General features: G+C 70.3%; 12 protein-coding genes. 2 read left to right on the top strand and 10 right to left on the bottom strand.

Going from position 1 to position 12,247, the window contains the following annotated elements; translation table 11 throughout:
• Positions 1-16: 16 nt before the first annotated feature.
• From P9K36_RS20500 to P9K36_RS20490, 3 genes are all read right to left on the bottom strand, one after another.
• Positions 17-1,786, bottom strand: coding sequence for an ABC transporter ATP-binding protein (locus tag P9K36_RS20500; protein WP_043381239.1), 1,770 nt, complete (start codon positions 1,784-1,786; stop codon positions 17-19).
• Between the two features lie 204 nt (positions 1,787-1,990).
• Positions 1,991-3,352 carry an MFS transporter gene (locus tag P9K36_RS20495; protein WP_274926848.1) on the bottom strand — a complete coding sequence of 454 codons (1,362 nt, stop codon included), beginning with the start codon at positions 3,350-3,352 and terminating at the stop codon, positions 1,991-1,993.
• Positions 3,349-4,110 (bottom strand): PRC-barrel domain-containing protein, encoded by a 762-nt coding sequence (locus P9K36_RS20490; protein ID WP_043758866.1) that lies wholly within the window; start codon positions 4,108-4,110, stop codon positions 3,349-3,351. Before P9K36_RS20490 ends, P9K36_RS20495 begins: the two co-directional genes overlap by 4 nt.
• 340 nt (positions 4,111-4,450) lie before the next feature.
• Here P9K36_RS20490 and P9K36_RS20485 point away from each other — a divergent pair, with 340 nt between their 5' ends.
• On the top strand, positions 4,451-4,858 hold the full coding sequence (locus tag P9K36_RS20485) for a hypothetical protein (RefSeq protein ID WP_043356959.1): 408 nt from the start codon (positions 4,451-4,453) through the stop codon (positions 4,856-4,858).
• Positions 4,859-4,919: 61 nt separating this feature from the next.
• Here the strand turns inward: P9K36_RS20485 and P9K36_RS20480 are convergent, their stop codons facing one another.
• The 3 genes from P9K36_RS20480 to P9K36_RS20470 form a co-directional block, all read right to left on the bottom strand.
• On the bottom strand, positions 4,920-5,321 hold the full coding sequence (locus tag P9K36_RS20480) for a PRC-barrel domain-containing protein (protein ID WP_179697061.1): 402 nt from the start codon (positions 5,319-5,321) through the stop codon (positions 4,920-4,922).
• 116 nt (positions 5,322-5,437) lie between these two features.
• Positions 5,438-5,923: a DUF2721 domain-containing protein gene (locus P9K36_RS20475; RefSeq protein ID WP_043356961.1), complete on the bottom strand. Its 486-nt coding sequence runs from the start codon at positions 5,921-5,923 to the stop codon at positions 5,438-5,440.
• 49 nt (positions 5,924-5,972) lie between these two features.
• On the bottom strand, positions 5,973-6,095 hold the full coding sequence (locus P9K36_RS20470; RefSeq protein ID WP_257787383.1) for a hypothetical protein: 123 nt from the start codon (positions 6,093-6,095) through the stop codon (positions 5,973-5,975).
• A gap of 243 nt (positions 6,096-6,338) precedes the next feature.
• Here P9K36_RS20470 and P9K36_RS20465 point away from each other — a divergent pair, with 243 nt between their 5' ends.
• On the top strand, positions 6,339-6,698 hold the full coding sequence (locus P9K36_RS20465) for an SWIB/MDM2 domain-containing protein (protein WP_043356955.1): 360 nt from the start codon (positions 6,339-6,341) through the stop codon (positions 6,696-6,698).
• A 298-nt stretch (positions 6,699-6,996) separates the two neighbouring features.
• On the opposite strand, the gene P9K36_RS20460 is transcribed toward P9K36_RS20465, so the two are convergent.
• From P9K36_RS20460 to P9K36_RS20445, 4 genes are all read right to left on the bottom strand, one after another.
• Positions 6,997-7,794 (bottom strand): SDR family NAD(P)-dependent oxidoreductase, encoded by a 798-nt coding sequence (locus P9K36_RS20460; RefSeq protein ID WP_278305889.1) that lies wholly within the window; start codon positions 7,792-7,794, stop codon positions 6,997-6,999.
• A 68-nt stretch (positions 7,795-7,862) separates the two neighbouring features.
• Positions 7,863-9,290 (bottom strand): MFS transporter, encoded by a 1,428-nt coding sequence (locus P9K36_RS20455; protein WP_278305888.1) that lies wholly within the window; start codon positions 9,288-9,290, stop codon positions 7,863-7,865.
• 309 nt (positions 9,291-9,599) lie between these two features.
• A complete protein-coding gene (locus P9K36_RS20450; RefSeq protein ID WP_278305887.1) occupies positions 9,600-10,946 on the bottom strand; it encodes a hybrid sensor histidine kinase/response regulator in 1,347 nt (448 codons plus the stop codon).
• Positions 10,943-12,163 (bottom strand): FIST N-terminal domain-containing protein, encoded by a 1,221-nt coding sequence (locus P9K36_RS20445; protein WP_043381040.1) that lies wholly within the window; start codon positions 12,161-12,163, stop codon positions 10,943-10,945. Before P9K36_RS20445 ends, P9K36_RS20450 begins: the two co-directional genes overlap by 4 nt.
• Positions 12,164-12,247: the final 84 nt, after the last annotated feature.

Here is a 12,247-nt window from a genome sequence, read left to right as displayed (position 1 = left end):
GTCCACGAGGGCGAAGTCAGGCGGCGGCGAGGGCCATCGCCATGGATTCCTTCTTCATCAGCTCCCGGAAGAAGCCGTCGAGATGGGTCAGCTTGTCGGGCGAGCCGTCCTGCGCGATGCGGCCGCCGTCGAGCACGACGATCCGGTCGAAATCCTGCAGCGTGGAGAGGCGGTGCGCGATCGCGATGACGGTCCGGCCCTTCATCAGGTTGGCGAGGGCCTGACGGATCGCCTGCTCGGATTCCGCGTCCAGCGCCGAGGTGGCCTCGTCGAGCAGCAGGATCGGCGAGTTCTTCAGGATCGCCCGGGCGATGGCGATCCGCTGACGCTGGCCGCCCGAGAGCTTCACACCGCGGTCGCCGACGATCGTGTCGAAGCCTTCGGGAAGGGCCTTGATGAAGTCGGTGCAATGCGCGGCCTCGGCGGCCTGCCAGACCTCCTCGTCCGTCGCCTCGGGCCGGCCGTAGCGGATGTTCTCCCGCAAGCTGCGGTGGAACATCGAGACGTCCTGCGGCACCACGGTGATCGCCTCGCGCAGGGATTCCTGGGTGACCCGCTCGACGTTCTGGCCGTTGATGCGGATGGCGCCACTCTGCACGTCGTAGAAGCGCTGAATCAGCGAGAACAGGGTCGATTTGCCGCCGCCGGACCGGCCCACCAGACCGACGCGCTGGCCCGGCTCGATGACCAGGTCGAAATCCGTGAAGACGGGGCGCCCGTCCGGATAGCTGAAGGCGACGTGCTCGAACTCGATCTTGGCGCCCTGGCCTGTGAGCGGCTGCGCTTCCGGATGATCCACGAGATCGTGGGGCTGAAGCAGGGTGTGCAGGGCCTCGGCCAGCCGGGCGGTGTGCTGGGTCGCGTCGACGAGCGCGACCGCGAGGTCGCGGGTGGCCGCCAGGATGCGGATGCCGAGCGTGCAGACCAGCACGACCTGACCGTTCGTCGCCTGCCCGGCCTCCCACATCTGGATCGCCCAATAGAGCAGGCCGAACACGGCAAGCACGGTCAGCACCGCGTGCACGATGCGCAGCTTCTCGAGGTAGAGGAGCGACGAGCGCCGCGCCCGCATCTCGGTGGCGATGGTGCCCTCGAAGCGCTGCCCCTCGCGCTTGAAGGCCGAGAAGGCGCGCACGAGCGACATGTTGCCGACGAGATCGACCATCTCGCCGTCGACGCTGGCGGCCTTGGCGGCGAAGTCGTGGTGCAGCGGCTTGCCGGCCGAGGCCATCTTGAACATCAGCACGACGACGGCCGCGAACACGCCCGCCAGGATGCCCGCCATGGTGAGGTTGACGGTGGCGATGTAGGCGATCGACCCGAAGGCCGCGACCGTCGGCGGCATCACGTTGAACACGAACATGTTCTCGACCGTGAAGATCGCGTTCGAGGTCGCCGTGATGCGCGACGCCAGGGTGCCCGGCTGGCGGTCGGAGAAGAAGGTCGGGGAATGGCCGGTCATGTGCCGGAACAGGTCGCGCCGGATGTCGCCGGTGATCCCCACGAAGGTGAAGGCGCCGGTCAGCGCCGCCACGCGCCAGAGCATGTTGTCGGCGGCGATGAAGGCGACCAGGACCGCGAGCGCGCTCCAGACGACCGTGTTGCCCGGGCCGGGCCCCTTCGTCAGCGCGTCGACCACGCCCTTGAGGGCGTAATCGGTGGAGACCGAGAAGCCGACGGCGCCGAGCACGGAGATCAGGATGACCAAGTGCGGCAGCCAGCGGCGGCGGAGATACCGCGCGACGAAGGCGAAGGGCCTGTCGGCGTATCGGTGCAGCTCTTCCATCGCGGTGACCATTCCGTATTCGCGCGGCTTTGGCTTACGGGCTGAGGCGGCGTGCAGAGCGGGCGCAGTCTGACCCGCAGCGGCAACGCGAGAGCGTTGCCATATGTTTCACCGGCCCGCACCTTCCGTGCGCTTTTATCCGCAGAACCTGAACGTCGCTTGAGCGGCGCGGAAACACCCTTGCGAATCCGATGCCGCGGCCGGTCAGGCCGTGTGCTCCGTCGGACGCGTCTCCGGCATGATCAGCGCCACCAGCATGAAAGCCGCGAACCCCACGATCGCGAGCCCCAGGAAGGCGCTGTGGCTGCCGAGATGGTCGGCCATGATGCCGGCAAGCGAGGTCGAGAGGGCGGCGCCGATGCCCATGGCCGTGCCGACCGCGCCGAGGGCGAGGTTGAAGCGGCCGGTGCCACGGGTGAGATCCGACACGATCAGCGGCACCATCACGCCCAGCACCGACGCCGAGATGCCGTCCAGCACCTGGATGGCGACGAGACCGTAGGGGTTGGTCGTGTAGGCGAGCAGCAGGCCCCGGACCGGCAAGGCGCCGAATCCGAATAGCAGCACCGGGTAGCGGCCGAAGCGCTCGGCGGCCCGGCCGACCGCAGGGGCGCTGACCGCCAGCACCGCCTGCGGGACCATGATGCACGCGGCGACCAGCGCGGTGGCGGTCTCGCTCGCCCGCAGGGTCAGGACGCTGCCGACCAGGGGCAGCATCGCGGCGTTGGCGAGGAAGAACAGCACCATGCAGGCCGCGAAGCACAGGAGGCTCCGATTGGTCAGCAGGGCGCGGATGCTGTCCTTGCCGGTCGACGGCGACGCCTGCGCCGTGGCCGGCTCCTTGAACACGTTGGAATCGATGTCTTGGGCGCGGATGCGCGCCAGCGCGATCACCGTCGGGATACCGAGAGCGGCGGTGAGGTAGAAGACGGCGCCGTTCGACAGGTAATATCCGATGGCGCCCATCCCGGCCGCGCCGAGGGCGTTGCCGAGGGCCGCGAAGCTGGCATTGCGGCCGAGACGCTCGCCAGCGTGGGCACGCCCGACGAGTCCGATGCTGATCGCCGCGATGGCCGGTGTGAGCACGCAGCTCGCGGCCGAGTGCAGGGCCATTGCCAGGAGCACGATCAGGAAGCTCGGCCAGACCGCCAGCGCGAAGGCGCTGCCGGCGATCCCGATCACCGCCACGGCAGCGGCGAAGCGCTTCGAGCGCACGACGTCGACGAAGGCGCCGCCCGGGACCTGGCCCAGCAGCGCCACGAGGCTCCCCACGGTCAGGGCGAACCCGATGTCGGATTGGGTCCATTTCGCCTGGGAGAAGTAGACGGCCAGGAAAGGGCCGAACCCGGTCTGCAGGTTGGCCACGAAGAACGCGAAGGCATCTAGGCCGTAGCGGCTCGTTGCCGAGATCACGCGTCCCCCCTGTGCGGCAGGAACCGCCGACGCGCGCGCGGCTTCGCCCGCCGGATCCTTCAGGCGGCCCGGACGGGAGCGGATGTCCTGACGGGACAGCTCACGTTCGCGCGGAGTGGCGGCGGTTCGGGCCTTCGACCGGGCCACCGTCACTTATCCGGTGCCTTCTCCGGAGGGCGGGCCGGCGCGGTCGCGGCCGGCGCCGCCGCGCCCGAGGCCGCACTGCCCGGAGCGGGCGAGGTCGGAGCCGCCGCGGCGGGGGCCGGTTGCGACGGTGCCGCCGAGCCCGGCGCCGGATTGGCCGGCGGCGTGGTCGCCTGCTCGCCCTCCGCCGCCGGCGCGGCGGGGCTGGCGGGCCCGAGAACCACGATCGGCTCCCCGGCCTTGTATTCCGGTGACACGCGGACCTGATTGCGGGTCAGCGCGACCGAGAGCTTGCGCTCCTTGCCGCCGTCCGGCGTGAAGCGCAGGGCGCGCCAATCCACTGCGATCTTGCGGGTTCCGACCCCGAGAAAGCCGCCGAAATCGATGATGGCGGCCCTGGGATGGCCTTCCTTGTCGATGATGATGTCGATGACGCGCCCCAGTTCGTCGCCGCCGGCGCTGCGCACGCTGCGACCGAGCAGGCTCTCGTAATCCTGCGTGTCGAGGACCGTGGCCGGTGTTCCCTGCTGCTGCGCCTGGGTCGTGGAAGGCGGCGAAGTCCCGGCGGCCGGCGGTGCGGCCGGCGCCGCCGCGGGCGGAGAAGTCGGCGGTGTCGGAGTTGGCGCCGGAGCCGGCGCGGGAGCCGGAGTCGCGGACGGAGGCGTGGCCGGTGCGTGCGGCGCTGCCTGCCCGGCCGCACCCTCGCTGCCGCTCACCTGCGCCGCAGCCCCCGACGCCCAGAGGGCGAGCGTCACGGCCGCGATCATCCGGTTGGTTCTGAACACGCTTCGTCCTCTGAGGAAGGGCCGGGCTGCACCGGCGCGCCGGCGCGTCCACGACCGTATCGGCCGGTTCCGGGTCCGCCGCCGGCTGGACCCCGCCTGCGGATGGCGTCATGCCGCAGGACCTAGGCGAAGTTATGGACCGCAGCGGCCAGACAGCAAGACGCGAACCGCGCGCTTCGGCGGTCTGCCACAAAGGATACGGCGATGATGACCGGGGGCGCGACGGCACTGTCTGGTTTTCGCCGCATCCCCGGCGTAGACAACCGCTCATAAGCCCATGCGAGCCGCGGACGGCACCGCGGCCACTGTCGAGGACCACACGATGTCGACCCTCCCCACGTCGAGATGCGCCGCAGCGCGCGGCCTTGCGCTCGGCGCTGCCCTGGCCGGCCTCGTGGCCGGCTGCCAGGCGCTCGGTGGCGGCGGCGGCGTGATGCCCGCGACGGAGGTCGGCCTGCCGCCCTCGCTGCGCGGATCTCTGCCGAACCGCGAGCCGCGCAATGCTGCGGTCGATGCCGATGGTCAGCCGCTCCAGACCGCTCCGACGAAGCAGCTGGCGATCCCGAAGACCGCCGGCGGGGCGACCCGCACCGCCGATAGCGGGGAGCGCCGGATCCGGCGCGAGGATCTCGACGGCGGCAATGCGGCGGTCGGTGGCAGTGGCAGCAGCGGCGCAATGGGTCCGATGCTGTCGCCCGGCGGCAGCGTCGGCCTCGGCGGGAAATTCTGAGCCGTCAGGCCGAGACCGCCGCGCCCGCTCAGGAGGGGCGCGCGTACGGGCCGTCGAAGGCCTAGATCCGGGCGCGATAGCTCGGATCGGCGACTTCGTCTTCGCCGGCGCCGGAGCTCGATGCGCCTGCGAGGACCGCCGGATCGATGTCGATCACGTAGCCGCCGAATTCGGTGCTGTAGGTCAGAGCCTTCCAGGGAAGCGGGTGGTGGGTCTCACCCAATCCGAGGAATCCCCCGAAGGCCAGCACCACGTAGGCGACCTGTCCGGAAACCTTGTCCACCATGAAATTGTGGACGGCGCCCAGGTGGCGGCCGCTGCTGTCGTACACGGCGGTGCCTTCGACCTTGTTCGACGCGATCAGCCGGGGGCTCTCGTCGATGGCGATGCCCTCGCCGGCGGGATCGAGCTCCAGGGTGCCGGGCTTTCTCAAGGCGCGTTCGTTGGGCAGGTCCGTCGGCATGATGTCTCCCGATCCATGAGCGGGATCGTGCCCGCGTGGCGGTCCCTAGCTCACTAAGCGCGTGGGCCGGGACGGGTTCCGCCTCCTGAGCCGGTGGCCGGGCGAGCGACGGCCTCTCAGAGGTCGGGTGGTATCCCGGCGCTCCTCCGCCGCTGATTGATCCGGTCGCGGACCGATCGGCTGGCCAGCAGCATCTCGAACCCGAAGGCCACGAGGGCGCACAGGGTGCAGAGGATCGCCGCGCCGAACAGACCGAACAGCAATGTCGTGACCGTGCTGTCGCGCATGGCTCCGACGAACAGGGTCAGCACCGATCCGCAGGTCGCCACGCCGCCCAGCGCGGCCAGGAACACGGCGGCATCCAGGGCCAGGGAGCGCCGGTGCAGCCGATCCAGGCGCCGTCCGAGGAGGATGCGCTCCGCATCGCCGGCGCCCGCGAGGAGCCCGGAGACGTGGTCGGCCTGATCGGCCACGCGCGCGAGCCGCGCGCCGAAGACGTTGAGCAGCGTCGCGATGCCCGACAGCAGGAACACGGGGCTCAGCGCCACCTGGACGACGTGGGCGGTGCTTTCCGGGCTGGCGAGGGTGATCGGATCGGTCATGCGGTCGGGCTGATGCACCCGGTGGACAGGCGCTGCAATCCCGGCGCGTTCAGACCAAGCCGCGGCCCGGCGCGATGCCGGGCGCGGAAGGCTCGGCCCGCACTAGGAGACCGAGACTGGTGACCAGTCCGGTGGCGAGCAGGAGCGCGAGCGTGAGGGTCGGGGCAAACATGCCTGTACTTCACGTGCAGGATTGTTAAAGGCAGGTTTCACGCCCGGCGGTCGGCCGAATAATCTTGGCGGCGGCGTCCATCCGGCGATCCCGCAGGGGATTTCTGCGCCTGCCTTGTGGATGAGGCGTTTCCAAAGGCAATTTCCCCTTGGAACGGCGGCGGCACCGCTTAGTTGCTGCTATGCTGGCTCGGCCGTGGGGCGATCATGCCCCGGCCTGCGGCCCGAGAACCGGAGGATGTTGATGGCCACAAAGACCGAGAAGGCTGCGCCCAAGGCGGCCAAGACCACCAAGACTGCGGAGAAGGCCGCCCCGGCCAAGGCTGCGAAGCCCGCCGCCGAGAAGTCGGCCGGCGCCAAGCCGAACGCTCTGCAGCAGCCGCTGAAGCCGTCGGCCGAGCTCGGCGCCATCGTCGGGACCAGCCCGCTGCCGCGCGGCGAGGTGGTCAGCAAGGTTTGGGACTACATCAAGAAGAACAACCTTCAGAACCCGCAGAACAAGCGTGAGATCCTCGCCGACGACAAGCTCAAGAAGGTCTTCGGTAAGGACAAGTGCACGATGTTCGAGATGAACAAGCATCTCGCTGCGCACCTGAAGGCCTGATCTCGCCCTAGAGCCAAGTCCGGCATTCTCTCCGGGCCGACGGCTCTAGGAGCCCTGCGGCGTTCCCCGTCGTACGGGAAGACCGGCCGTGTGGCTTGGTATGACGCGGACGAGAGTCCGGCATCCAGAGCCGCCGGTCCGATCCCTCGTGGCGAACGCGCCGCCTGAACCCGAGGCGCCCAACCTATCGCCAGCGCGGGCTTGTCGATGCGCCGCCGCGCGGATTTTGCCGTCCCAGACCCGCACGGTTCGAGCCCCGCTTCGGCGATCGACGGCGTTGCCCCCACCGATCCCGGCTTCAAGCGAGGCTCTGCAGGACCCCTCCGTCGACCCTCAGGGCGGCGCCGGTGGTGGCGCTCGCGGCCGGGCTGCAGAGATAGGCGACGAGATTGGCCACCTCGTCCACCCGCGCCAGCCGCTGGATCAGCGACGAGGGGCGATGCTCCGCGACGAATTTCTGGCCCATGGCCTCGAGGTCGGTATCGGCTGCGCCTCCGGCCATCTGCCGCATGAAGTCCGCGACACCCTCCGAGAGGGTCGGGCCGGGCAGGACACTGTTGACCGTCACGCCGCTGCCGGCCACCGTCTGCGCCAGACCGCGGGAAATCGCGAGCTGCGCCGTCTTGGTCATTCCATAGTGGACCATCTCGGTCGGCGTGTTGATGCCCGACTCGCTGGAGATGAAGATCACCCGTCCCCAGCCCCGCTCCGCCATGCCGGGCGTGTAGGCCCGCGACAGGCGCACGCCGCTCATCACGTTGACGTCGAAGAAGCGCTGCCAGTCGGCATCCGGGATCTCGAAGAACGGCTTCGGCTCGAAGATCCCGGTGTTGTTGACCAGAATGTCGACCGCCGGGACAGCCTTGACCAGGGCTGAAACGCCCTCACCGGTGGCGACATCGCCCGGTGCCGCAAAGGCGCGGCCGGCCCGCGTCTCGCCCCGCAGCTTCGCGAGGGCGGCCTCGACCCGCTCGGGCGTGCGACCGTTGATGCCGACCTCCGCACCGAGGTCGCAGAGTTCCTTGGCGATGGCGTAGCCGATGCCGCCGGTCGACCCGGTGACCAGGGCCTTCCGGCCGGTGAGATCGAGATCCATGGGGCGCTCCAGCACGGGACACACCCCATCAACGCAAGCCGGCGTCCCGGGTGGCATACGCGATCCGGTTAGCCGCTCCGACTCCGCCGCAGGACGCTGGCGCAGCCGCCGATCACCGAGAGCGCAACCGCGCAGGAGAGCGACAGGGTCACCGCCCGCTCGGCCCCGAGACCGTGGGTCAGGCCGAAGATCACCGCCACCAGAGCTGCGCCGAGCGACTGGCCGGTGAGCCGCGCCGTCGACTGCATCCCGCTCGCCCCCCCAGCCCGTTCGCGCGGCGCCGACGTGACGATCACCTTGTTGTTGGGGGACTGGAACAGGCCGAAGCCGAGACCGCACAGGGTCAGCCGCCAGACGATATCGAGGGTCGTCGGAGCGGCCGGCAGGATCGTCACGCAGACCAGACCGACGGCCATCATGGCCAGGCCTATCCCGCCCAGGATCCCGGGCGGATACCGGTCCGCAAGGCGGCCGGAGATCGGCGCCATCGCGGCGACCGCGATCGGCCAGGGGGTGAGCAGGAAGCCGGTCTGCGTACTGGAGAGGTGCAGCACGTCCTGGAAATAGAAGGGCAGCGCCACGTAGGAGACCATCTGGGCGCAGAACGAGGCGACGGAGGTCGCCATCGACAGGGCGAAGGCGGGGATCCGCAGCAGGTCCACGGGCAGGAGCGGCGCGGCCAGCCGGATCTGGTGCCGGACGAACACCGCGCCGACCACGATCGCGGCCGCGAGTTCGAGGACGGCGATGCCCCGGGCCTCCGGATCGCCAAGCCCATCGATGCCGATGATCAGCAGGCCGAAGGTCAGGGCGTTGAGGACCGCACTCACGAGATCGAAGGGGCGGCCGCTCGCCGGCGTCGCCGGCAGGGTCCGGGACGCCACCGCCAGGGCCAGTAGGCCCACGGGGATGTTGACGAGGAACAGCCAGGGCCAGGTGGCCACCGACAGGATCGCGGCCGCCACGGTCGGGCCGGCGGCCGAGGCCACCGCCACCACGAGCGCGACGTTGGCGACCCCTTGGCCGATCATCCGGTGGGGGTAGATGAAACGGACGAAGCCGATGTTCACGCTCATGATCGCCGCGGCGCCGAGCCCCTGGACGATCCGGGCGGCGATCAGCAGCGGCAGGCTTGGCGCCAGCGCGCAGGCCAGCGAGGCGGCCACGAAGACGGCCAGACCCGGCAGGTAGACGCGTCGGAAGCCGAAGATGTCGCCCAGCGCCGCGAACGGCAGGAGGGTGGCCGTGACGGCGATCTGGTAGGCGTTGACCACAAAGATCGCGTCGGCCGGCCTGACCGCCAGATCCTTGGCCATGACGGGCAGCGCCACGTTGACGATGGCGCCGTCGAGGACCGCCATGGTCATGGCCAGCGCGATCGCCGCCATGGCGAGGACGCGCTCGCGGGGCGGCAGGCCATCGTGCGAAGGCCCCTGCGGGTGCCTCTGCGGGTGTCCGTGACGGCCGCCGGCTGGACCGAGCGGGACCTGCGCCATTCCTGCGCGCTCCTGCGGCGTCCCGGCGGGTCCGTGACGTCGATGGCTGGGAAAATCCGGACGCAGGACGCGCCGCGGACGCTGTTCCCTGTCGCGCAGGCGGCACGGCACGTCGAGGGGCGTCGTGTGTCCTATGTCACGGCACGGGCAGGTTTGTTCGCGTCGGACGGGTGCTGCGTCGGGGGCCCGTGCTCCGCAGCGGGGCGACCCATCCCTTGCTCGGCCGGGGATCGGCTTTCCTGAAGGTCCGCCTGTCCGCAGGCAGCGCGAGGCGTGCCGCCGGTCGAAGCGCGGACCGCCGCAGGCCGCTCAGGCGAGCATGTAGGTGAGCAGGGAGCGGAGCTGCGCCGGCTTGATCGGCTTGTGCACGAGTTCCGCCCCGGCGGCCGTGACCCGGTCCTCGACGGCCTCGGAATGGTCGGCGGTGGTGACGATGACCGGGACCGGATCGGCGTGCACGGCCCGGAGGTAGTTGGCCACGTCGAGGCCGCAGGCGCCGTCGTCGAGATGGTAGTCGAGCACCAGGATGTCCGGCCGCGGGGCGCCGGCCTCTACGGCGGCCCGCACCCCCGCGAGGTCGCGGAAGGTCGAGACCCGGGCATCCCAGTTCTGGAGGAGGCGGGCGAGGGCGTCGGACGTGGAGGGGTCGTTCTCCACGACGAGCACGTGCGCGCCTGAGAGCCGGGTCGCCACCGGAGCGGGCGGGGCGACGGCCGCCGGGATCGTGCTCACGGGCAGCGTCAGGGCGACCCGGGTGCCGTGGCCGATCCGGGAGCGCAGCCGCAGGGGGTGGTCGAGGGCCTGGGCCATACGGCGGACGATCGACAGGCCGAGGCCGAGGCCCGGCTCCTCGCCGCTGCCGGTCCGGGCGCCGCCGCGGAAGAACTCGTCGAAGACGAGGTCGCATTCCTCCGCGGCGATGCCGCAGCCGGTATCGGTCACCTCGATCCGGATGCCGCCGGACCGCCGCCGGGCCGCGAGAACGATCCCGCCGACGCTTGTGTACCGGACCGCGTTGGAGACGAGGTTCTGGAGGATGCGCTGCAGGAGCATCACGTCGCTGGTGACGGTGACGTCGGGGCAGCGCAGCGACAGCCGCAGGCCCTTGCGCTCCGCGAACGGCTTGAAGCTCTCGGCCAGCTCCGCCAGCAGGTCGGGCAGGAACACCGGCTGGATCTGCGGCCGCACGATCCCGGCATCGAGCTTCGAGATGTCGAGCAGCGTCTTGATCAGATCCTCGATGGTTTGCAGGCCGCGATCCACCTGGCCCGCGATGATGCGCGCCTCCGGCGGCACGTCGAGATCGGCCAGCGCCGAAATCGACAGGCGGGCGGCGTTGACCGGCTGAAGTAGGTCGTGGCTCGCCGCGGCCAGGAACCGGGTCTTGGAGCGGTTGGCGGTCTCGGCCTCCTCCTTGGCGGCGGCCAGCGCCTCGTTGGAGCGCTCCAACCGGTGCATCAGCCCGGTCAGCTCCTCGGTGCGGGTGCGGACCCGGCCCTCCAGCATGATCGCAGTCTGGAACAGCGAATAGGCGCTGCCCCGCTGATCCATGGAGCGCTCGACATGGGACATCAGCGCGGCATTGATGCGCTCGAGCTTCTCGATCCGCCGGTGCAGGGACGCGTCGGTCTCGAGACCGTTCGGATGCAGGGTCACGACGCGACGGGGGTGGCTTCCGCCCCCGGGGCACCGCCGGCGAGGGTCTTGCCGATGGCGATGCCCGTGAAGGTCTGGTTCAGGTGCATCGCCCTGTACTGCTCGCCGAAGGTCTCGAAGCCGACGACGTTGTAGCGGCGATAGAGGTCGGCAATGCCGTGGCGCACCTGCCGGCTCTCGGCGTCGAGCCGTCGCAGCACGCATTCGAAGCCGATGATCAGGTCGACGCCGCCGAGCACCGCGTCGAGGCGCGCCAGCTCGGCCCGCGTCGAGGCGACGATATCGCGCGGTTCGGCGAGGGTCAGCACCACGCCCTCGTCCACCGCACAGAAGAAGCTGAGCGACCCGTCCTCGTTCATGCGCCTGATCGAGCGGCAGAAATACTCGCCGCCGACCTTCACAGCCAGCGGGTAGGCGGCGAAGCTCATCGGCGACAAGCCCTCGGGGTCGAGGCCGATCGCCATCGCGTATTCCCGGGCTGCCGGCTCGGCGTTCAGCTCGTGCACGGTCCGGCGCTCGCCATCGGAGGCCGTCACCACGAACTTGGTCTGGGTCGGCTCGAAATTGTCGCTCTTGAAGATCTCCACCGAGAAGTCGGTCTCCACGAGGACCAGGACCGCCGCCTTCCGGTGGATCTTCCCGCCGTGGAGCAGGACGGCGTCGCGGAAGCGCAGGTCGTCGCCGGCCGAGCCGCCGACGATCGGGATGCCGTCGAGTGCCCAGGCGATGGCCGAGACGACCGTCTCCTCGGCGTTGGCGAGCCCGTCGATCAGCGACAGGGCGAAGCGGTGGCCGGACGCGGCCATGTCGACCTCGCGGCACCGGTCCAGTGGGTCGAGGGTCCGGCGCAGCGCCCGGACCGCGGAGGCAGTCCGCTCCACGTCGAGGTGGTCGATGGCGTCGAGGACCGTCGAGACGATGCGGAAGCGCTCCGCCGGGAACGCGATGGCCACGAGGCCGCGGTCGAGGCCTCCGGCCGGGGCGATGCCTCCCGACATCGAGCAGCCCGCCACCGGCACGCCGGGGAACCAAGTTTCCAGCGCGCGGGCCAGGATCTCAGCGTCGTAATCCGCCGAGAAGAACACGACGATCTGTGACAGGGCCGAGCCCCCGACGGCCCGGGCGACCTCAGCGGCCGCGTCGGCGGCCCCGGCCGCATCGGTCCAGGCCGTCCAGATGCCGCAGAGATGGCGGCGCACTCCCGATCCTTGAGCCACGTTCCATCCCCTGCGACCCCCTCGGCAAGCTTGGCGCCTGCTCTTCAGCGTCTTGTGCAGAGTATGTCGTGCGCAACCGAGCGG

Source organism: Methylobacterium sp. 391_Methyba4 (assembly GCF_029691625.1).
Classification (GTDB): Bacteria; Pseudomonadota; Alphaproteobacteria; order Rhizobiales; family Beijerinckiaceae; genus Methylobacterium; species Methylobacterium fujisawaense.
This window is presented reverse-complemented; position numbering and strand designations above follow the sequence as displayed.